The sequence below is a fragment of the Octadecabacter arcticus 238 genome (assembly GCF_000155735.2).
GTDB classification, from domain to species: domain Bacteria; phylum Pseudomonadota; class Alphaproteobacteria; order Rhodobacterales; family Rhodobacteraceae; genus Octadecabacter; species Octadecabacter arcticus.
Genome location: NC_020908.1, coordinates 2,294,665 through 2,314,771, shown reverse-complemented (window position 1 = coordinate 2,314,771; position 20,107 = coordinate 2,294,665). Strand labels below are relative to the sequence as shown.

Annotated in this window: 18 protein-coding genes and 1 pseudogene; 10 read left to right on the top strand and 9 right to left on the bottom strand. The window is 56.8% G+C overall.

What is annotated here, in order from left to right; genetic code table 11:
• Window positions 1-188 precede the first annotated feature (188 nt).
• A pseudogene (locus OA238_RS12025) lies at window positions 189-1,135 on the bottom strand (IS1595 family transposase).
• A gap of 141 nt (window positions 1,136-1,276) precedes the next feature.
• On the opposite strand from OA238_RS12025, the gene OA238_RS12020 reads away from it, so the two are divergent.
• From OA238_RS12020 to tnpA, 3 genes are all read left to right on the top strand, one after another.
• On the top strand, window positions 1,277-1,450 hold the full coding sequence (locus OA238_RS12020; RefSeq protein ID WP_187293177.1) for a hypothetical protein: 174 nt from the start codon (window positions 1,277-1,279) through the stop codon (window positions 1,448-1,450).
• A 4-nt stretch (window positions 1,451-1,454) separates the two neighbouring features.
• Complete coding sequence (locus tag OA238_RS12015; RefSeq protein ID WP_044036730.1) at window positions 1,455-1,937, top strand: EAL domain-containing protein; 483 nt, start codon at window positions 1,455-1,457, stop codon at window positions 1,935-1,937.
• Between the two features lie 237 nt (window positions 1,938-2,174).
• Entirely contained in the window at window positions 2,175-2,594 is a 420-nt protein-coding gene (tnpA, locus tag OA238_RS12010; RefSeq protein ID WP_015494130.1) for an IS200/IS605 family transposase, read from the top strand.
• Here the strand turns inward: tnpA and OA238_RS28970 are convergent.
• The gene (locus OA238_RS28970; protein WP_015495371.1) at window positions 2,543-5,275 is read right to left on the bottom strand and encodes a peroxidase family protein; all 2,733 of its coding nucleotides are present in this window, start codon (window positions 5,273-5,275) and stop codon (window positions 2,543-2,545) included. The two genes, tnpA and OA238_RS28970, sit on opposite strands and share 52 nt — an antisense overlap.
• A gap of 155 nt (window positions 5,276-5,430) precedes the next feature.
• Window positions 5,431-6,000, bottom strand: a complete 570-nt coding sequence (gene mepK / locus OA238_RS12000; RefSeq protein WP_015495370.1) for a peptidoglycan L,D-endopeptidase MepK — start codon at window positions 5,998-6,000, stop codon at window positions 5,431-5,433.
• A gap of 357 nt (window positions 6,001-6,357) precedes the next feature.
• Here mepK and OA238_RS11995 point away from each other — a divergent pair, with 357 nt between their 5' ends.
• The 4 genes from OA238_RS11995 to OA238_RS11980 all read left to right on the top strand — a co-directional run bounded on the left by OA238_RS11995 (window position 6,358) and on the right by OA238_RS11980 (window position 10,577).
• On the top strand, window positions 6,358-7,965 hold the full coding sequence (locus OA238_RS11995; RefSeq protein ID WP_015495369.1) for a L,D-transpeptidase family protein: 1,608 nt from the start codon (window positions 6,358-6,360) through the stop codon (window positions 7,963-7,965).
• 36 nt (window positions 7,966-8,001) lie between these two features.
• Complete coding sequence (gene lpxD, locus OA238_RS11990; protein ID WP_015495368.1) at window positions 8,002-9,048, top strand: UDP-3-O-(3-hydroxymyristoyl)glucosamine N-acyltransferase; 1,047 nt, start codon at window positions 8,002-8,004, stop codon at window positions 9,046-9,048.
• A gap of 66 nt (window positions 9,049-9,114) precedes the next feature.
• A complete protein-coding gene (locus OA238_RS11985; RefSeq protein ID WP_015495367.1) occupies window positions 9,115-9,372 on the top strand; it encodes an acyl carrier protein in 258 nt (85 codons plus the stop codon).
• Entirely contained in the window at window positions 9,369-10,577 is a 1,209-nt protein-coding gene (locus OA238_RS11980; protein WP_015495366.1) for a beta-ketoacyl-[acyl-carrier-protein] synthase family protein, read from the top strand. The genes OA238_RS11985 and OA238_RS11980 overlap by 4 nt, the downstream gene beginning before the upstream one ends.
• Before the next feature lie 61 nt (window positions 10,578-10,638).
• Here the strand turns inward: OA238_RS11980 and OA238_RS11975 are convergent, their stop codons facing one another.
• Window positions 10,639-11,307, bottom strand: coding sequence for an invasion associated locus B family protein (locus tag OA238_RS11975; RefSeq protein ID WP_015495365.1), 669 nt, complete (start codon window positions 11,305-11,307; stop codon window positions 10,639-10,641).
• 520 nt (window positions 11,308-11,827) lie between these two features.
• Between OA238_RS11975 and OA238_RS11970 the strand changes: the two genes are divergently transcribed.
• Window positions 11,828-13,381, top strand: coding sequence for a helicase HerA-like domain-containing protein (locus OA238_RS11970; RefSeq protein ID WP_015495364.1), 1,554 nt, complete (start codon window positions 11,828-11,830; stop codon window positions 13,379-13,381).
• A 67-nt stretch (window positions 13,382-13,448) separates the two neighbouring features.
• Here OA238_RS11970 and OA238_RS11965 read toward each other — a convergent pair whose 3' ends face one another.
• From OA238_RS11965 to OA238_RS32760, 4 genes are all read right to left on the bottom strand, one after another.
• Complete coding sequence (locus OA238_RS11965) at window positions 13,449-14,741, bottom strand: HlyC/CorC family transporter (RefSeq protein WP_015495363.1); 1,293 nt, start codon at window positions 14,739-14,741, stop codon at window positions 13,449-13,451.
• A 63-nt stretch (window positions 14,742-14,804) separates the two neighbouring features.
• Window positions 14,805-15,746 carry a site-specific tyrosine recombinase XerD gene (locus OA238_RS11960; RefSeq protein ID WP_015495362.1) on the bottom strand — a complete coding sequence of 314 codons (942 nt, stop codon included), beginning with the start codon at window positions 15,744-15,746 and terminating at the stop codon, window positions 14,805-14,807.
• The gene (locus tag OA238_RS11955; RefSeq protein ID WP_015495361.1) at window positions 15,743-17,314 is read right to left on the bottom strand and encodes a hypothetical protein; all 1,572 of its coding nucleotides are present in this window, start codon (window positions 17,312-17,314) and stop codon (window positions 15,743-15,745) included. The genes OA238_RS11960 and OA238_RS11955 overlap by 4 nt, the downstream gene beginning before the upstream one ends.
• Window positions 17,314-17,466 (bottom strand): hypothetical protein, encoded by a 153-nt coding sequence (locus OA238_RS32760; protein ID WP_085982804.1) that lies wholly within the window; start codon window positions 17,464-17,466, stop codon window positions 17,314-17,316. The genes OA238_RS11955 and OA238_RS32760 overlap by 1 nt, the downstream gene beginning before the upstream one ends.
• Window positions 17,467-17,686: 220 nt before the next feature.
• Between OA238_RS32760 and OA238_RS11945 the strand changes: the two genes are divergently transcribed.
• Both OA238_RS11945 and aroB read left to right on the top strand, forming a co-directional pair.
• Window positions 17,687-18,268: a shikimate kinase gene (locus OA238_RS11945; RefSeq protein ID WP_015495360.1), complete on the top strand. Its 582-nt coding sequence runs from the start codon at window positions 17,687-17,689 to the stop codon at window positions 18,266-18,268.
• Window positions 18,265-19,404 (top strand): 3-dehydroquinate synthase, encoded by a 1,140-nt coding sequence (aroB, locus tag OA238_RS11940; RefSeq protein ID WP_015495359.1) that lies wholly within the window; start codon window positions 18,265-18,267, stop codon window positions 19,402-19,404. The genes OA238_RS11945 and aroB overlap by 4 nt, the downstream gene beginning before the upstream one ends.
• Before the next feature lie 94 nt (window positions 19,405-19,498).
• Here aroB and ssb read toward each other — a convergent pair whose 3' ends face one another.
• Window positions 19,499-20,059: a single-stranded DNA-binding protein gene (gene ssb, locus OA238_RS11935; RefSeq protein WP_015495358.1), complete on the bottom strand. Its 561-nt coding sequence runs from the start codon at window positions 20,057-20,059 to the stop codon at window positions 19,499-19,501.
• Between the last annotated feature and the right edge of the window lie 48 nt (window positions 20,060-20,107).

The window sequence follows — 20,107 nt, the reverse complement described above, 5'->3', positions numbered from 1 at the left end:
ATCGGGGCTGAGGCGCTCGTGAGCTGGAATTGCCCTAAACGCGGCTTGAAGGCTCATCCCTTTTAGTCCGGTTGCCCACATGTTGACGCGGCGCAGAACCTCGCCCTTGTGGCTTGAGAGGCGGATCGGATCAGTTTGTAATGTCTGGTGGGTTTATAGGGCGTGGCTTTTACCGTGAACGAGGGCCTTCAGGCGCGCTGTTTAACAAAATCACGATATGTCGCTGGCCCGAGACCAACACCGATCCCCAGCAGCGTGTCGAAGCCGCTTCGCATGTGTCGCCGTCGGTTCCAGCGGAACACGAATTCGTCAAGATAGCGTTGCAGATGGCACTTTCTGAGGCCGTGGAAGACGCCTTTTGCCCGCGTTTTCAGGTTGGAGAACACGCGGTGGACCCAGTGGAGTATGTCGCGTGCCTTTTTGCCGCTGACGACCTTCGCCTCATGCGTGTTTGCAGGAGGATTTTCGTAACCGAGCCAGCCATCCGTGATGATGTGAGCGCCAGGCTCTACAGCCTGACCAATGAACCCGTGCAGCGTCTTTGACGCGCCGTCGGGAATGTGTTTCATCCTGATACGGCGCGGATGTCCGTCACTTGATAACTCGACGGCACAGACGACAAACATCTTTCCGACGGGGCTGCGCCCACCCTTTGGCCGGTTCTCGGGATCATGCCGGGACCGGAACGGCATCTCTGTTTCATCGATTTCGACAAGGTCTTTCAGGGGGTTGCGGTCAGGGTTGACCATCGACCGCCGCAGCTTTTGCAAGAGGAGGTCGCCGAGAAGCGCCATCGGTCCGAGCGACGATGGCGACCCGTCTTGTAGCTGCCAAGGCCAAGTTGCGCCTGAAGTTGCTGCGCTGACATGCCGTTGGAATGGCTGGTGATGATGTGCGCGGCAAGAAACCAAATTCGCAACGGCAAATGGCTGCTGTGCATCACCGTGCCAGCCGTCACGAATGTCTGCCGTGCGCAACCGGCACATTCCCAAGTCGCGCGACTTCGCTTTAACGGCCAGCCCTTGCAGGTGCCACAGGACGGACACACGAAGCCCTCAGGCCAACGATGTTCCGCCGGAGAATGCGAGCACGCTTCCTCATCAGAAAACCTGGCATCGAACGCCGGGCGGGACATGGGTTTGTCGTTTTTTCATCTGGCTGGCATAGGTGGAACAATACCAGAACACTCTAGATTGGCAAGCCGCGTCGCACTACATCAAGTGCCGCCGGAGCAAAGGGGATAAGCCTTCGTGGCTTGATTGGGCCGGATGACTTCTTGACCCTCGCGCACAAGACCGGATTGCTGCCACGCATTGATGACTATGTGTTCGATTTCGTGCTGGACGCACAAACGAAATGGGCAAACGCGGGGCTTGAGGCGTCGTTTGTCGCGCTTAATATCGCGCTCGACCGTCTGCAGGAACCTAGTTTGTTGCAACATATTTTTTGATCGGATGCAGCCCCATCACGCGATTTCATTTGAGCTGTTGGAGATTGCTTTTCTGGACACCTGCGACAACGCGAAAAGCGACACATTAAATCAACTTCGCGCGGCGGGCATCCGGCTCGAACTGGATGATTTTGGCTCTGGTCGGTCTTCAATTGTTGCGCTGCAAACAGTGCGGTCGGACAGGGTAAAGCTCGATCAGAAGATGGTGGCCCCGATCGAAACAAATCCGTCGCAGATTCTTATTCTCAAAGCTTTGGCGCGGGTCGCAGCCCTTGAGGGATGTGGTGTCGAGTTTGAGGGAATTGAAACGCAAAAGCTGCTGACGCAATATTGCAGCTGGAGTGTGAGGCGCAGCAAGGTTTCTTCCTTGCACGCCCAATGGGCGAGGCCACGTTTACCAAGATGCTGGCCGCGTCGCACAGTGCTGTGCAAACGGGTCCTGACGTCGCGCGATCCCACAGGACGTTTCGTAAAAGTCATGACATGATGGGCCCCCAGCATGCGCCCCATGTTGCGATCGAATTGCGACGCAATGAACCATCACCCAGACGGGTCGTTTTCAAAGCCTAACGAATTCGTTTAAATCAACGCTTTTACTTTCCACAAACGGGATTAAAGCCACCGGCTTCCAGCCGGTCCGCTTTAGCGTAATGTACTATAATTTTCCCTCTCATTTTTAAGACCCCGCGAAGCGGTAAGGGTCTTAAAAATGAGAGGGAAGATTATGATCTATTCCACAGGAAGCCATACCAAATTTTATCACCGGTTTCACGTCGTCTGGACAACAAAATACCGATACAAAGTTATGCGCGGTGAGATGCGTGAGCGTATCCGTGAAATCATTATCCAAACATGCCAAGAACTTGGCGTGCATATTGAGAAGGGCGTATTGTCGACCGATCACGTCCACATGTTCATATCGGTCCCGCCTCAGATAGCATTGTCAAAGGTGATGATGCGGATCAAGGGACGCTCGTCTTATAAGATACAGCGCGAGTTTCCCGAACTGCGCAAACGGTACTGGGGCCAGCGGTTTTGGGCTCGCGGATTTTTCTCAACAACCAGCGGCAATGTCACTGACGCTGTCATACTTCAGTATCTTGAATTACATTCAAAAAGGGAACCTACCGGCGTCAGCCGGTAGTCGTTCAGTTCACGCGTGGTAACCACTGGCCGCGCTGTCGTCGGGCGGTGTACAGGGCAGCGCCATTGCGGGAAAAGCGTCAAGATTTCGCTGCGTGCTGCGTCGTCCAACGCGTTGAGCGCCTCAGCGCCGGGGGAAAAGCTTTCGGATGCAATGCCTTCGGCCATAACGATTTCATGGTTGTCGAACGCGATGTGCACATAGGTCACAGTGCCACCCTCAACGCGGCGGATCGTTTGATCGTTGGTAAGCGCCTTTGCTGGGGCCAAAACCTCATCCGTGCCACAGTGCATTTCCACACGCCATCCATCCAGCATCATGCGGTGCTGCGGTGACACCAGCAGATCACGCGCGTTGTGCATTGCCCCTTTGCGGATCAGGATCGGCGCAAGGTCGCCCGTGGCCGCAACCGTCGCGCGGCCAATCCATGCGATGGGTCGCAGCCCGTTGTCGAGGGTCCAGACACGATCACCAACCTGCAATGTCTCTATCGCTTGCTTGCCGCGTTCAGTGATAATCAACGTGCCGAGGGTGAAGCAGGTGATGCGTTCGATGGATTGGAAATCAACACTTTCGCCGGTGTCATTGCCAGCATCATCCAGATAGAAAACTGTGCCATTGGTCGGGTCTTCGTCATATTCGATGCGGGTGTTTTCCGACCGCGTTAAGGTGTCTAATCCCTGACCACCATTGATGTTTTCGACGTTTGCACCCGCCTCAAGCCGGATAATATCGTCACCTTTGCCGGCATCAACCACGCCGCTGACCGTGGTTCGCGCGCCAAGGGAAATGTTGTCTTGGCCGTGCCCTGTGCGCAGATCACCGTCAATCGTCGCACGGCCTGACAACACCACAGTGCCGTCGCCGTGGCCCGTCAAAACGCTGCCACCAACACGCGCCATGTCCGCCAAAGTCACAGTGCCACCGCCGTTGTAAGTGCTGACGTCACCCAGCACATCTGCGGTGCCCGTCAGCGTGACGGTGTCATCGCCAAGCCCCATATCGACGCTGCCGGTGATGACGCCACTGGTCGCGATCAGCGTGTCGTTGCCCTGTTCCATGTGTACATTGCCGCTGATCACCGTGCCGCCGGACAGCCTCAAGATGTCATCGCCGGACCCAGTATAAAGCGACCCGTTCAGCGATTTTGCGGCCAAGTCGATCACGTCTGCGCGCCACGAGGTCTCGACCGCCTCAATCTCTGTCAGGCTACGGTCAGAGGCGAGGAATACGTCGTCCTGCACCATGTCCACGTCGGTGTTACGCGCGATTATCGTGGCGAAAGAACTGGCCTTCACTTCCGCAATGATGTCGTCGCCCAATGCGGAAACAAGATCGCTGAACGTGTCGTCCGCCGCGCGGGTGCGGGTGAATTGGTCGGTGATGATGTGGGTGAACAGGGGGCCCATCTGGGTGCCCGCAATTGCGTCTTCGGCCAGTCCGCCGACCCACAGATCGACCTGAAAGACATCGTCATAAACCGCCGCAAGGCGCGCTTGCACGTCTTCGTCGCTAGTTATGATTGAGAAATCTTGCGGGTCCAGCGTCGCAGGATCAATGTCACCAATCAATTGCGCGCGCACCTCGATATAGCTGTCGAGCCCATGATCGAGGCCCCGCGCGAGGTTCAGCGCAGCGAGGGAGAAACCCGATACGCCGTCCGGTGTCTCAAGGAAAAAGTTCAAATCATCGACAATTTCAGTGTCGAGTTCTTGTGCAGTCGCGCTCAACTGGCCGCGCATGATCGCTTCGATGCCGTTGTTTTCCACGGCCGAGTGGTTGAAGAATGCGTCCATCAAAGCGACCGAACCTGCATCGGTTCCGTCTTCGCCAACCAGATCAATGCTGGACGACACAAGCGTATGACCAAAACGGAACGCGGCGGTGGAAAGTTCTACCGAGGATTCGCCCGAAACACTGGCGTCAAACCCTGTATCTTCCCCCACAGCATCGCCAATCAGATGCGGCAACCATTCGTTGTAGGTGATCTGTTGCAGTTCGTATTCGACAATGGATCGCGCGGCGTCGTAAAGTTGTTCGTCGGACCAATCGGGGTGTTCCTGCGCAAGCTTATCCGCCCAATGATTGTGTTCACGCACAAATAATGTCTGCAACGACAGCAGGTTAGGGTTCTCATTGGCGCGGATGTCACCGGCAAGATACACCGGATCATCGCCGCTGATGTCGCCCGCCATAAAGCTGTCTTCGTCGGCATCAGGCAGCATATCGGACGCGGATGTCGTATCGTCCTGCATCCGCAGTTTGCCACCCTCAAAACTACGCAGATCCTCCATCCGCGCCTCAGTTGACCCGTAAACTTGGCTACCGTCGATCTGCCAAGTCACCGCGTTGGTCGGTGCAATGGTTTCTCCGTCGCCGATCTCCTCTGCGACTTGCGAGCGCGCGATGTCATGCGGCATCCCGACGAGGTTCAGTGTTCCCGCGTCGTGATCCTCTGGCGTCAAAACCATATCGTGATCGAGAAACTGGCCGAATGTGGTAAACAGAGTGCTTAATCCGGCGCTGTTGGGGTTGTCGCCGTCTTGATCAAACACGACCATCGACACCTGCACCGGATCCGCGCCACCGCTGAACGTCTCAGAGATGTCATCGTCATATCGCGCCCCAGTGAGACGTTCTTGTGCTTGAATATTGGCAAGAAAAGGACAGCTACTTGCCATCAGTCCACCATAACCACGCCCCACAATAAATTTTAGGAAATTGGTAAGGGTTTGACAAATATTTTGTGACTTTAGGGTCTAATAAACGGAAAAGCCCGAACAATCATGTTCGGGCCTTGGTATTGTATCTTCGATTGTGGCGATTAACCGATGGGTTAGCTGCCCCAGCTGCGCACGGCGCCACAATCCATGTGCACGAAGTTGGAACCGGAATAACGACCAACGCCACCAGCACTACAGCTTGCCGCTGCGCGTGCCATTTGGTTCACCGAACGGCCCTGCATACGCAAATCGGCGGCTTGCCCCTGAAGGTGCAGAGAATTGCGCGCAACACCGGACGAATTGGACCGCAACATCGCGTTCGTCTGCGGTGAGCGGAAGCCCGAAATTAAGGTGTAGGGTTGGCTGCTGTCCAAAAGATTTTGCGTCGCGGCCACGATGTCGATTGTGCGGGTGTCGATCTGGTGGGTCTGGCCATTGCGCCAATCGCGGAAGAACCGATTCACTTCGTCCACCGCCTCGGGAATGTAGTCTCCCTCGATCCAGTAGATCGTGTCGATGCTTTCGCCCGTGCGCCCTGAATACATTTTCAAACGCCGGATGTCGCCCCCGCCGCGCAAAAAACCAGCGGCATTTGAATAGGTTGGGGCGGCGATCACTGCGGTTGCCGCAAAGGCTCCAAGTAATCCACGCCGAGAAATGCTCGAAGTTGTTTTATCTGTCATGTTAGCGCTGTCCCGTCGCGTACCTGTATTCCCGTGTTTTCACGGGCGTTTCTGCCATTCCATCCCCGGATGCACCAACCCTATGCCACAAAATGATTCGTGGACCAAGCCCCGCGGACGACTGGATCAATTAACAGGGGGAAATCGGCGAAATTTTGCGCAGTTTGGGTGCATTCGCGATATTGTTGTATTTGTGCATACCATTATTGCGGTGCGACGGGGACGGTTTGAAACCAATTCGCGTCATAGCGCGTTTGTGAATAGACTATGCACAACTGCTGCTTGATCGATGAAACGACAATAAAATTGTACTTAAGTCCGCGTCGTTGTCGGTCAAGTATGTTCCTGGGGGACCTGATGCCGACAATTCACCACATATTCTTTCGCGCTTTCGCGCTTTTAGCCATTGTTTTGTCCTTCGCTGCGACACCACAAACCGCGACGGCACAGACCACAGCGTTCCGCCAAGCTGTCGCTGAGGGGGCCGCACGTGATGACGTATTGGCTGAATTTTATCGCGGGCGCGAATTTGAAGGCATTTGGACAGGCACAACCGGACGCGACCGCGCGCGCCGCAATGCGTTGCTGGCGGCCTTCGCGGGCGCCGGCGATCATGGCTTGCCCGCCGCTGAATATGATCCAAACGCATTGATGGCCCGACTGCAGGCCGCCAGCACGCCCGCCGAAAAGGGCGCGATGGAAGTCGAAATGTCGCGCCTGTTTTTGTCGTACGCGCGTGACGTTCAGACCGGTATCCTGACACCAAGAAGCGTTGTGTCCGAAATCCGCCGTGAAGTGCCGCTGCGCTCACGGCTTGGATATCTGCAGGGGTTCTTGGCCAGCACGCCGGCATCCTACCTCGCAACTTTACCGCCAAATTCACCGGAATATGCCCGCCTGTTGCGCGAAAAGATGTCCCTAGAACGTCTTTTAGCGCAAGGCGGTTGGGGTCCGGCAGTCTCGTCCGGCAGTCTTGCTGTTGGGGCATCGGGCGTGGCGGTTGTGGCGTTGCGTGACCGGTTGGTTGCCATGGGGTATATGGAACGTTCAGCAACACAGATCTATGACGCGACGATTCAAGAGGCGGTTCAGCGGTTCCAACAAACCCACGGCCTTGCTGAGGACGGTGAAGCCGGTGCCGGAACACTGACCGAGATTAACGTGCCCGCCGCCAGCCGCTTGCAACAGATCATCGTTGCGATGGAACGCGAACGTTGGATGAATCGCCCAAGGGGGGAACGCCACGTTTGGGTCAACCTCGTAGATTTTTCTGCCGCAATCATGGACAATGATCGCGTCACGTTTCAGACCCGTTCGGTCATTGGTGCCACGGGCAGCAATCGCCAGACCCCGGAATTTTCCGATGTCATGGAGTATATGGTCATCAACCCTAGTTGGTATGTCCCGCGCTCCATTGTCGTGAATGAATATCTGCCAGCGCTGCAAAGCAACCGCAACGCTGTTAGCCATATTGAAATCACCGATAGTAATGGCCGTGCGATCAACCGCAGCAACGTGAATTTCAGCCAGTTCAATTCCAGAACGTTCCCTTATTCAATGCGCCAGCCGCCCAGCCGCGGCAATGCGCTTGGCTTGGTGAAATTCATCTTTCCCAACCAATACAATATCTACCTGCACGACACGCCCGCAAAGTCGCTGTTTGGCCGCGAAGTCCGTGCGTTCAGCCATGGCTGCATCCGTTTGAACGACCCATTTGATTTTGCCTATGCATTGTTGGCGGCACAAGAAGACGACCCAGAAGGCGTTTTCCAGTCGCATTTGGACACCGGCAGAGAAACCCGCGTTAACCTTGACGAACCGGTTCCGGTCCACTTGGTGTATCGCACGGCGTTCACCCACACGACGGGGCAGTTAAACTTTCGCCGTGATGTTTACGACCGTGACAGCCGGATCTGGGATGCATTGGCAAACGAAGGGGTGGCTGTTCGCGCAATTGGCGGGTAATCAACCCCTGATTTTAGGGCCCGAATAGGGGATCACATGCCACAAACTTTAAAAGACCTTGCTGCGTCGCTTGGGGCTGAAACCCTTGGCGACGCATCGCTTTTGGTGGACCGCTTGGCGGAACCACTAGAAGCACGCGCCGGGGATCTGGCGTTGGCCGTCGCGCCAAAATTTGCCGAGCAGCTAAAGGCATCGGCGGCGCGTGCAGCCGTGGTTTGGGCTGGCGCTGATCTGGACGCACTTGGGCTTGATGGCGCAATCATCGCACCGCACAGTCGGCTTGCCATGGCGGGGTTGACCCAAGCCATGGACGACAACCTCGCGTTTTCAGGCGAACCTTCCATCCATTCGAGTGCTGTGATCGATCACACCGCAAGCATTGGCGATGGCGCGCAGATTGGTCCGTTTGTGGTCATCGGCGCGCAGGCGCGGATTGGGCCAAACGCGCGGATCGCACCGCACGTGTCCATCGGGGCTGAGACTATCATTGGCGCAAGTTCCACCCTTCATGCAGGCGTCAAAATAGGTGCGCGGGTGTTCATTGGTGACGGGTTCATCGCGCAAGCCGGGGCCGTCATCGGCAGTGACGGGTTTTCATTCACCACAAGCGGCCCATCCAATGTGGAGCGCGCCGTGCGCTCGCGCCCCGGTGTTGCGCTGGAACCGATGGATGGCACATGGCATCGCATTCATTCCCTTGGCGGGGTTGAGATCGGCGATAACGTTGAAATTGGCGCCAATTCGACGGTTGATGCTGGCACCGTTCGCGCGACGCGGATCGGAAATGGTGTCAAGATCGACAACCTTGTGCATATCGCGCACAACGTCATTCTGGGCGAAGACTGCCTGCTGTGCGCGCAAACTGCTGTCGCCGGGTCGTCGGTTTTGGGGGCGCGGGTGATCATGGGCGGACAATCCGGCGTGGCGGATAATTTGACAGTCGGCCGCGATGTTGTTGTTGGTGGGGGCGCTGGCGTTTTGGTGAACATCGCAGATGGTATCTTTGTATTGGGCTATCCGGCCCAACCCAGCCACGAATACCGCGCCGGTCTGAAGGCCGTCCGGCGTTTGACAAAGCCATAACGGTTCCAAAATCGGCGCGCGCGCATTACATCAAGCAATAGATCGGACAGACATGGGTGATCTTGGATGAATATTACCGCACAAGTTGTTGAAATTATTGCGCAACAGGCATTGCTGCAACCCAGTGATGTCAAAATAGATCATACGTTAGATGACCTTGGCATCGACAGCTTGGGATTGGTTGAGAGCATTTTTGCCATCGAGGAGGCCTTTGATATCACCGTACCATTCAATGCCAATGACCCCAGCGGCGGAGATTTTGATATCACGACGATCGGGTCCATCATCAAAGCCGTGCAAACGCTAGTACAGGACCAAACGTGAGGCGGGTTGTCATCACCGGCTCTGGCACGATCAATGCGTTGGGGCACGACGTTGCCACAACGCTTGAGGCCATGCGTGAAGGGCGGTGCGGTATCGGGCCGCTTAACATCCGTGATGTGGATCGGCTCGCTGTCAAAATCGGCGGGCAGGTGACCGATTATGATGAACAGACCCACTTTAACCGCCAACAGATCAGCCTGTATGATCGGTTCACCCAATTTACCCTTCTCGCCGCCGCGCAAGCGATTGGCGAAGCGGGGCTTACATTTTCGGGTGCTTTGGCGGATCGATCCGGCGTCGTGCTGGGCACGTCTGGTGGTGGGTTGAACACACAAGACGAAAACTACCGCGCCGTCTACGAAGAGGGCAAAAACCGCGTGCATCCGTTCATCGTCCCCAAGTTGATGAACAACGCCGCAGCGTCGCATGTGTCGATGCAATATAACCTGCGCGGCCCGACTTTTACCGTCGCCACCGCCTGCGCATCCTCCAATCATGCGATGGGGCAGGCGTTCTATATGATCCGATCTGGCATGGCGGATGTGATGGTCACGGGCGGGTCTGAATCCATGCTGTGTTTCGGCGGCGTAAAAGCGTGGGAAGGTCTGCGGGTGATGTCCAAGGACGCGTGTCGCCCGTTTTCCGCCACACGCAACGGCATGGTTCAGGGCGAAGGTGCGGGCGTGTTTGTGTTTGAAGACCGCGATCACGCATTGAAACGTGGCGCTGTCATCTTGGCCGAAGTCGCAGGGTTTTCCATGTGTTCGGATGCGTCCGACATCGTGACGCCGTCCAAACAAGGCGCTGCACGCGCCATTGCAGGCGCGCTGACGGATGCCAAATTCAACCGCGAAGACGTGGGTTATATCAATGCGCACGGCACCGGAACGGCAGCGAACGATAAGACGGAATGCGCAGCTGTTGCGGATGTTTTCGGGGCCCACGCTGACAAACTGATGATTTCCAGCACCAAATCCATGCATGGTCACCTGATTGGTGGCACCGGCGCTGTTGAATTGCTGGCCTGTATCATGGCCCTTCGCGACGGGATCATCGCGCCGACAATCGGTTACGAAGAACCCGACCCTGAATGCGCGCTCGACATTGTGCCAAATGTGGCGCGCGAGGCAAAGGTTACTGCGGTTCTGTCAAACGCCTTTGCCTTTGGCGGGTTGAACGCGGTTATCGCCCTCAAATCTGCCTAAACGCAAAACGCCGCCCCAAACAGTGCGGGCGGCGTTTCGTGGTTCTTTGGTTTAGGGATGCTTACTGCGACGCTGCGGTGTAGGCCGCCGTGAAACCAGAAAGCGACATGGTCACTGTCACAATTTGATCAGGGGCGGCGGCTGGAACCATGCTCAGCGTGGCGGTCGCACCGCCCCGAAAAAGCGCAATGTCTTCTTCTGTGAGGCCAATGCGCGTGACGCACCCGCCGACGTTGCAAAAGTTAAACGGGAACCGGCGGGCCTGCCCACCATCCACCCGCAGCGTGATCTGTTCGGTCAGCAGTGTTTCTAGCGGGGCCACGATCGTCGCACCCGCAACAGCCGAGCCCGAGTCTGGCAGCGAAACGATAGCGATTTCAGCGACCGCATTGCCTTCTGCATCACTCAACAATTGATACATCTGGCAGGGGTCTTCACCTTCTTCGACCTTCAGGCAGCGCAGCGCCCAATCGCTGAACACTTCTCTCAGATATTGCTGGCCCGGTTGGGGCTCTTGCGGCGCCGCCTCGCCAGACGCGATTGGAACGCCATTCTCATCGACTTTCTCGCCCATGTTGAACACGCTTTGCGGCAGTTCTTCGCCTGTCGCGGCACTGGGATCAACCAGCGTTTCGTCGGTTGTTTCTTGCGCAAAAGCCGATGCGCCAAGGACGCAGATCAACGCAGCTGCGCTCAAAGTTTTGGAAATCGTTGCGGCGTAAAAGGTCATGAGCTTCTCCTATAATATCTGTTGTTGCGCGAGCCTTAGCACGGGTTATCAGCAGTGTCAGAACAAAAGCTGTATTCGGCGAGGCCTTGCCGAAGCGGTGGAGATGAGGCGATTAATGTTGCATCTGATCAAGAGCCATGACCGTCACACCCATAGAAAAAGGGCCCGCTAAGGCCCTTCCTCATCTTCTCCCTATCGGACTTTGCCGACTTGTTTCGGTTAAGCTACGGATTGGAACGGACTCCGTCAACAGGGTCATTATCACAATACTGACAAGTCTGTTTCTTTTTTTTTTTGATAATCAGGACTGGCCGCAACACCCAAAAAGGCCGCGCTCCAGATATAAACCAGTGGCGCGGTGCATTCAAAAAGGAGGGCGTCTGCAACGCCGCAGGAGAACATTCACGGCATTGACACGAATATACTGGCCCAGAAAGGTTATGGATGTACTTTGTCCCAAAATTAAAGCGGAACAAAAGCGGGACAGCGCTGATGTCTGCCCCAGAATAGGACAGAGGCGATGAGCGACGGAATTTTTATGGGTGGTGGTGGTGATGATTACGGCGACGCGCAAGAACTGCTGTTGCAATATGCCAATCGCCACGGGTTGATCGCGGGGGCCACGGGCACCGGAAAAACAGTGACTCTGCAAATTCTTGCCGAGGGGTTTTCGGCTATTGGCGTTCCTGTGTTCCTGTCTGACGTGAAGGGCGATCTGTCCGGTTTGGCCAAATCCGGCAGCGCAGATTTCAAATTGCACGACCCCTTTATGGAACGTGCCGCGACCATCGGGCTGGATCTGCAATACTCTGCCTTCCCTGTGACGTTCTGGGACCTTTTTGGTGAACAGGGCCACCCAATCCGCACGACCGTCGCAGAAATGGGCCCGCTGTTGTTGTCCAACCTGATGGGACTGTCGGGCGCACAAGAAGGCGTGTTGAACGTCGCGTTTCGCGTGGCGGACGAAGACGGGCTCCCGCTGCTGGATCTTGAGGATTTGCAGGCGCTGCTGGTCTGGGTCGGGCAAAACGCCAAAGACTTGTCCTTGCGCTATGGCAATGTGGCGACATCGTCGGTCGGTGCTATTCAGCGGCAGTTGCTGGTGCTCGAAAATCAGGGTGGCGCGGGCATGTTCGGTGAACCTGCGCTTGATTTGAACGACATCATCGCGACCGAAAAGGATGCACCGCACACGGGACAGGGCCGGATCAATATCCTTGCGTCTGACAAGCTGATGGCGTCCCCGAAACTTTACGCAACTTTCCTACTGTGGCTTTTGTCGGAATTGTTTGAAGAACTGCCAGAGGTCGGCAACCCCGATAAACCCAAGCTGGTGTTCTTCTTTGACGAGGCGCATTTGCTGTTTGATGACGCCCCCAAAGCGCTGATCGACAAGGTCGAACAGGTCGCGCGGTTGATAAGATCCAAGGGCGTCGGCGTGTATTTCATCACCCAGAACCCGTCCGATGTCCCCGAAGACGTGCTGGGACAGCTTGGCAATCGTGTACAACACGCACTGCGCGCGTTTACCGCAAACGATCAAAAGGCGTTAAAACTGGCCGCCGCGACCTACCGCCCGAACCTGAAGTTCGACACGGCGCAGGCCATCCGCGAGGTCGGCACAGGGGAGGCCGTGACATCAATGCTGATCGACAAAGGCGTGCCCGGAATTGTTGAGCGGACGTTTATCCGCCCGCCGTCTTCGCAGCTCGGCCCAATTACCAACGCCGAACGCGCGACGCTTATGGCGGCTTCGCCCATGGCGGGCAAATACGACGCACGACTGGATCGCGAGTCGGCGGCTGAGATGCTCGCCAAGCGCGCAGGCGCTGCGGCGCAAGCGGCTGAAAAAGTGGAAGTTGAAGAAAAACAACTGGATGCGGAGAAACGCGAACACCGTCAGGGGCGTCGCTACACGGGCCGCGATGTTGAACGCTCGACCAGTCGCAGGTCGACTAGGTCTGACGACAGCTGGGGCGGCGCGATTGCGACGGTTGTTGCGAAAGAATTAAAAGGCACCACAGGGCGGCGCATCGTTCGTGGCATTCTGGGCGGGCTATTTCGTGGGCGCTAATAGCGGCGCCGCGGGTTGGTGCACAGCTAAATAACGGTCAGGTTAACGACCCTTAACGCGAAAGACCCTAGACCAGCGGCGCGATCTTCAATTCGGAAATGCGATTTTCATCTTTTGCCAGCACTTCAAATCGAAAGCCGTGGAAGCTAAACACCTGACCAACAACGGGTATCATCTGCGCTTCGTGAATAACCAGACCCGCGACCGTGTTGGCCTCATCGTCGGGAAGGTTCCACTCGGTCGCGCGGTTTACATCGCGGATCGTCATCGTTCCATCGACGGTATAACTGCCATCTTCGGCAACAGTGACGTCGTTTTCTTCGTCCGTATCGAATTCGTCGGTGATTTCGCCGACGATCTCTTCAAGAATATCTTCGAGCGTAATCAATCCCTGCAAGGTGCCGTATTCGTCCACCACCAGCGCGAAATGGGTGCGCCGCGCCAGAAACTGGCGCATCTGATCATCCAACGTCGTGGTTTCAGGAATGAAATACGGTGCCATCGACACTGTCAGGATATCGAAGTCATCCATTTCTCGCGGTTCAATCCGTCCGTCGCCGAGCATTTTGTGCAACGCACGCAGCAGGTCTTTGGCGTGCAGGGTTCCGATGATATTTTCCGGCTCATCGCGATACAGCGGCAGCCGGGTGTGATTGCTGTCCAGACACAGGCGCAGGATTTCCGCGACGGGCAGGGCGGCGTCGATCATCTCAATCTCTTTGCGGTGTAGCATGATTTCTTCGACCGTGCGTTCGGCCAAATCAAGCGCGCCCAAAATCCGGTCGCGGTCTTCTTTTTCCACCACACCTTCGGAATGGCCTAACTGCAACGCACCCGCGATTTCATCGCGCACCGCGAGGATGTTGGTGTCAGGGTCGGTCTGAACCCCAAACAAGCTGAGAACGCCGCGCACCAACATGCGCACCGCTGCAACCATCGGCGCAAAGACGGTGACAATAATTCCGATAGGGCGCGCTGCAAGGCTGGCGGCGCGTTCGGGGTTTGTGATTGCGTAGGTTTTGGGCAGCACTTCGGCGAACACCAACACCAGCAGCGTCATGATAATCGTTGCCAGCGCCACGCCATTTTCGCCAAACAGGCGCAGGAACATCGTCGTCGCCAGCGATGTTGCAAGGATATTAACCAAATTATTGCCAAGCAGAACCGATCCGATCAGCCGCTCGCGGTCTTCGGTCACTTCAAACGCCTTTTTCGCGCCCATGTCGCCCTTTTCGGCGTTGGCCCGCAGTTTACTGCGTGATGCAGCCGTGAGCGCCGTTTCGGATCCCGAAAAGAAGCCGGACAGCACAAGAAGGAACAGGATCGCACCAACGGTGGTCCAGAAAGCAGCATCAAGCATGGGGATCAATCTTTGTCATTTGCCGCTTGTATGTAGGGGCGGGGGGCCACGTTCAAGGGGCACTCAATCGTCTTGCACCCTATTTTGCGCAAGTGGATGATGTTCGAGCACAAGTTGTTTCAGCCGCTCATCCAGCACATGGGTGTATATTTCGGTCGTGGCCACGTCCACATGGCCCAAAAGCGTCTGGATCGATCGCAGGTCAGCGCCGCCCTCAAGCAGATGGGTGGCAAAGGCGTGGCGCAGCGTGTGCGGCGTTACTTTGGAGCGTGTCACGCCACCCGCTGTGGCAAGATCTTTGATTAGGTTAAAGAAGCTTTGCCGCGTCAAATGGCCAAGTTTACCGCGCGACGGAAACAGAAATTTTGAGCGTGGTGTGCCATCTTTGAAAGTGGCGTCTTCTGCTTTGTCGCGGGTTTTCAGCCAGACGGCCGTGGCGGCGCGCGCGGGCGGCGACAGCGGCACCATGCGTTCTTTGTCGCCCTTGCCGCGCACCAACAACATGCGTGGATCGCCCCGTGCTGCTGACACTGGCAGAGACACCAATTCTGTGACGCGCATGCCCGTGGCATACAACAGTTCCATCAAACAGGTCGTGCGCAGCGGGTCTTTTTTGGCATCGCGGGCCGCGTTAAGAAGTGCGTCGACTTCACTATGGCTGAGCGTTTTTGGCAGACGTTTGTCGCGACCCGGGCCAGATATCTGGATCGCCGGATTGTCGACCCGCCAGCCTTCTTCAAACGCAAACCGAAACAATTGTTTGATCGCCGACAGCCGTCGCGCGCGGGTCGCCTTGGCCAAACCCTGCGCGTCGCACCAGATTAGATATTTTTCCACATGGTCTTGCGCGACAGCGGCAAAATGGGTGTCCGCCAGCCAATCTGAAAAATCCATCAGGTCGCGGGCATAGGCGAGCTGTGTGTTGGTGGCCGCGTCAAGCTCCGCCGCTTGTGCTTCTAGAAACGCCTGTATCCAATGGGCATTTGGGCGGTCCGCAGCCGTCATGGCAACAACAGATATTGCAGTGCCACACGCCGCGCCACGTCTTCAAGTCCTAAGGCACGCAGGGTCGCGAAGCCTTCCTTGAACGCAATTTGGTCACCGTCGATGCCCTGCTGCAATGTCGCAAGGGCGCGCAAGATCGCCTCTCCGGTTCGGCCTTGGCTGGCCATCGCCACCAGTGCTGCGTCGGGATCGGCGGCAAAGGCGTCTTGTATCAGCGGGTAACTTGCACGGACGGGCGACGCGCCGGATGGATCACCACGCGCAACGGCAGCAAGGAACGGATCGGTCGCCGCGAAGTCTTCGTTCAGCGCGGCTTGTTCGTATTGATCCGACAACAGCAGTAACGTGAACGCAACTGCCGGCGCGCGGCCCAGGTCCGCGTCAATCAACTGGCGCGCAAACACCCGCGCAAGAGGCACGGCCACGCCGACAGGGCGCGCCTCGGTCCAAAGGTCCGATACCGCACGCGACGTGATTTCAGGATCATTTCCCGCCAACGCGGTGTTGAGCGCGTTCACCGCCTTTGCACGCTCCCAAACACCACCCGATGCCGCCGGAACCCGCGCCGTATAAAGACCGAGAAGCGCATTGTCCGAAATCGCGCCTGCCCGTGACAGGCGTTCCGCCGCCTCAAGCTGGGCCTTCCAGCCGACGTTGGCGCGCAGATCTGCATGGGCAAAAGCGCGCGGCAAACCAGCCGTCGTGAGCGGCGATCCAATCGCTTCAAACATCCGGAACGTCAGCGGTGTGGCACGCGCAGGCTGCCGCAGCGCCCGCTCGCCTTCATACAAATCCGGATCAAGAAACCGCGCCAGTAAAGCGCCGGAGTCGGCGTCAATATCCTCAAGGGCCAGTCCGGTGTTCAACGTCAATGCGGCCGCAGACCAATCGCCAGAGCGCGCCAGACAAAAAATACGCGCCGACGCGGTCGGGGCCACATCGGGCTTCGTGCTCAACGCACGACACGCAGCATCTTCGGTGCCGGTTAACAAGGACACATCAAACCAGCGACGAAACAATTCCGGTGTGTCCGGTGTTGCCGCCTCAAGCATCGCCTGCGCGGGCTCCAACGCCCCAAAATCGAGCAGTTTGTCCACACGGGCCAAGAAAAACCCATTCGATGTTGCGGCTTCACGCGGTGGATTGGCTTGGGTGATGGCCAGCGTGATCAACAAATCCTGCACCGCAGGCAGCGTGTCGATCTGTTCCGCCCGCAACAGCGCAATCAAGGTCGCAGCATCGCTGCCATCCCATAAATCAGCCGGCAGACCCGTCGAGGATGGAGGCAATAAACCCAGCACACGTGGTGCCGCACCGCTCAATGCTTGGACGGACACATCCGGCGTGATCGCGGAATTGGCCACGGGGGCTTCATTGGCATCGGGCGTGCGGGTCGCTTGGGTGCCAAGAACAGGGGCGGCTGCCAAGACGTCGGGCTGCTTGACACTTTCGGACAGCCAGTCAATGGCCGACAGGGGGGCTTCTTGGGGGGCATCTTGCTTGGATTGGGCCCAAACTGGGACAGCACACGACAAAAACACACCAACCATGGTCACGCGTAAAACCATCAATCTCCGCCCAACGTCACAGGGACGACAATCTCTTGCACGGGGGCTGCAAAATCATTGGGCATGAAAATCGGACCCAAATAAGCATAGCCCACAAAAGCAATTGCCGCCAAAACCACGAGCACAAACAAGAATTTGATCAATCGCCACATGGAATTCGCCCCTTTTTCCTCGGCCATATTTCTGGCCGAAATACACAGCTTCAGTTGCTGCTTTGCCTTTCGTTATATATGTCCTTCACTGCAAGATCACGCCATCACGTCGTAAATATTTTTAGACCGGCGGGGGGCTGCCGATTTTGGTCTCTATTTGGGCCAGGGTCGAGCCATTAAGTGGCTGAGAATGCGGGCAAAAATAGGGACGAATGCCACGATGGACAACCTTGAGAACGCTCAAACAACCCAGCCAGCGTATCATTTGCGCGCCACTGTGGTCCTTGTGGGCATGATGGGATCGGGCAAAACTGCCATCGGTCGGGCCATGGCGATGAAATTGGGTGTGCCTTACGTCGATTCTGATGCTGAAATCGAAGCCGCCGCCAATGCCACCATCGCAGAGATTTTCGCCCGCTCGGGAGAACCATTTTTTCGCAACCGCGAGGCTGAAGTTATCGCGCGTTTGCTGCAATCGGACCCTTGTGTGTTGTCTACAGGTGGCGGCGCCTATCTGGCAGAGCGCAACCGTGCTGCAATTTCCAAGCACGGCGTAGCGGTGTGGTTGGACGCCGATCTTGATCTTCTCTGGGAGAGGGTTCAACACAAGGACACGCGTCCGCTTTTACGCACGCCTGATCCACGCAAAACCCTAGGCGAAATTTTCAAAGATCGCGCGCCGATTTATCAAATGGCCGATCTACGCGTCGAAGCGAAGCCTGAATTTTCCATTGATGAGATGACTGTCGAGGTGCTGCGCGTGCTGGCCACCCGTGCGGACGTGCTGGAGCCTGTGACATGATTGAAACCATCCATGTTGATCTCCCCGGTCGTGCCTATGACGTGGTGATCGGGCCGCGATTGCTGGCGCAGGCCGGCGAACGGATAATGCCATTCCTGAAACGCCCACGCGTGGTGATCGTGACCGAAGAAAACGTCGCGGCCCTGCATCTTGACGCGCTGAAGTCTGGGCTTGCTGCTTCAGGAATTGCCTGTGACGCTCTCGTGCTGCCTGCGGGCGAAGGTACCAAAAGCTGGCCGTTTCTTAAACAAACTGTTGAATGGCTCCTGTCCCAAAAGGTAGAACGCGGCGATGTCGTGGTGGCCTTTGGGGGCGGGGTGATTGGCGATTTGGTGGGCTTTGCGGCCGCCACAGTGCGGCGCGGCGTGCGGTTCGTGCAGATACCGACGTCGCTGCTCGCACAGGTCGATAGCTCTGTGGGCGGCAAAACTGGGATCAATTCGCCAAACGGAAAAAACCTGATCGGCGCATTTCATCAGCCGACGTTGGTTCTGGCCGACACGTCCTTGCTCGACACGCTCACGACGCGGGACTTTTTGTCGGGCTACGGCGAAGTCGTAAAATATGGCCTGTTGGGGGACGTCGCGTTTTTTGAATGGCTTGAAATTGAGGGTAAAAACCTTAAGCCTTTGTTAACGAACACCTTATCCGCGGATAAGATTGTTGCGGCGCGGGTCAGGGCGGTCAAGCGATCCGTTGAAATGAAAGCCCGTATCGTGGAACGCGATGAAACCGAACAGGGCGACCGCGCGCTTCTCAACCTCGGCCACACATTCTGTCACGCGCTTGAGGCCGCGACAGGATATGGTGATCGGCTTTTGCACGGCGAAGGCGTGGCGATTGGCTGCGCCCTTGCGTTTGAAGTGTCAGCGCGGATGGGTCTGTGCAGTCAAGAAGACCCCAGCCGCGTGCGTGCCCACCTCAAAGATATGGGCATGAAGACTGATCTGGCCGACATCAATGGCGCCCTGCCGGATGCCGACGCGCTGTTGGCGTTGATGGGGCAGGATAAAAAAGTTGTCGATGGTCAGCTGCGGTTCATTCTGGCCCGTGGAATCGGCGACGCGTTCATGACAGCAGACGTCCCCGCCGATACTGTGCTGTCGGTGCTGCGCGACGCTTTGGCTACCCGCTAAACCACGCGCCGCTAAACTAGAAACCGCAAACGAAGAAACCCGCGACAGCCAAGGGCGACGCGGGTTTCAAATATATTTGTGTCGTTGGGGGTCTTTAGAACGGGATTTCATCATCCATGTCGCTGCTGCCACCGCCGCCACCTTGGCTACCGCCCTGATCGCCACCACCGTAACCACCACTATTACCGCCCTGATCGCCGCCACCGTAACCACCACTATTACCGCCTTGGTCGCCACCGCCGTAACCGCCGCCCTGATCGCCGCCGGAATATCCACCGCCGCCGCCACCGGAGCCACCATCATTGCGACCGCCAATCATCGTCATGACGCCGTCATAGCCCTGCAACACGATCTCGGTCGAATATTTGTCAGCGCCGGATTGGTCCTGCCATTTGCGGGTCTGCAATTTCCCCTCAATATAAACGGTTGAGCCCTTCTTGAGGTATTGTTCCGCCACGCGCACCAACCCTTCTTGAAAGATCGCAACGGAATGCCATTCGGTCTTCTCGCGCCGCTCACCGGTGTTTTTGTCTTTCCAAGTCTCAGACGTGGCGATGCGCAGGTTGCACACCTTGCCGCCGTTCTGAAAGCTGCGCACTTCCGGGTCACGACCCAGATTGCCGATAATCATGACTTTGTTAAGCGAGCCGGCCATGGTGAGCCTCCTATAGAATCTGATTTGCGTTGTAGATTGTTACCTCAC

Excerpts from the sequence above, each read along its gene's own strand:
- OA238_RS12015 (WP_044036730.1), top strand. The coding sequence starts at position 1,455 with ATGCAGCCCCATCACGCGATTTCATTTGAGCTGTTGGAGATTGCTTTT.
- tnpA (WP_015494130.1), top strand. The coding sequence starts at position 2,175 with ATGATCTATTCCACAGGAAGCCATACCAAATTTTATCACCGGTTTCAC.
- OA238_RS28970 (WP_015495371.1), bottom strand. The coding sequence starts at position 5,275 with ATGGCAAGTAGCTGTCCTTTTCTTGCCAATATTCAAGCACAAGAACGT.
- mepK (WP_015495370.1), bottom strand. The coding sequence starts at position 6,000 with ATGACAGATAAAACAACTTCGAGCATTTCTCGGCGTGGATTACTTGGA.
- OA238_RS11995 (WP_015495369.1), top strand. The coding sequence starts at position 6,358 with ATGCCGACAATTCACCACATATTCTTTCGCGCTTTCGCGCTTTTAGCC.
- lpxD (WP_015495368.1), top strand. The coding sequence starts at position 8,002 with ATGCCACAAACTTTAAAAGACCTTGCTGCGTCGCTTGGGGCTGAAACC.
- OA238_RS11985 (WP_015495367.1), top strand. The coding sequence starts at position 9,115 with ATGAATATTACCGCACAAGTTGTTGAAATTATTGCGCAACAGGCATTG.
- OA238_RS11975 (WP_015495365.1), bottom strand. The coding sequence starts at position 11,307 with ATGACCTTTTACGCCGCAACGATTTCCAAAACTTTGAGCGCAGCTGCG.
- OA238_RS11970 (WP_015495364.1), top strand. The coding sequence starts at position 11,828 with ATGAGCGACGGAATTTTTATGGGTGGTGGTGGTGATGATTACGGCGAC.
- OA238_RS11965 (WP_015495363.1), bottom strand. The coding sequence starts at position 14,741 with ATGCTTGATGCTGCTTTCTGGACCACCGTTGGTGCGATCCTGTTCCTT.
- OA238_RS11960 (WP_015495362.1), bottom strand. The coding sequence starts at position 15,746 with ATGACGGCTGCGGACCGCCCAAATGCCCATTGGATACAGGCGTTTCTA.
- OA238_RS11955 (WP_015495361.1), bottom strand. The coding sequence starts at position 17,314 with ATGGTTTTACGCGTGACCATGGTTGGTGTGTTTTTGTCGTGTGCTGTC.
- OA238_RS32760 (WP_085982804.1), bottom strand. The coding sequence starts at position 17,466 with ATGTGGCGATTGATCAAATTCTTGTTTGTGCTCGTGGTTTTGGCGGCA.
- OA238_RS11945 (WP_015495360.1), top strand. The coding sequence starts at position 17,687 with ATGGACAACCTTGAGAACGCTCAAACAACCCAGCCAGCGTATCATTTG.
- aroB (WP_015495359.1), top strand. The coding sequence starts at position 18,265 with ATGATTGAAACCATCCATGTTGATCTCCCCGGTCGTGCCTATGACGTG.
- ssb (WP_015495358.1), bottom strand. The coding sequence starts at position 20,059 with ATGGCCGGCTCGCTTAACAAAGTCATGATTATCGGCAATCTGGGTCGT.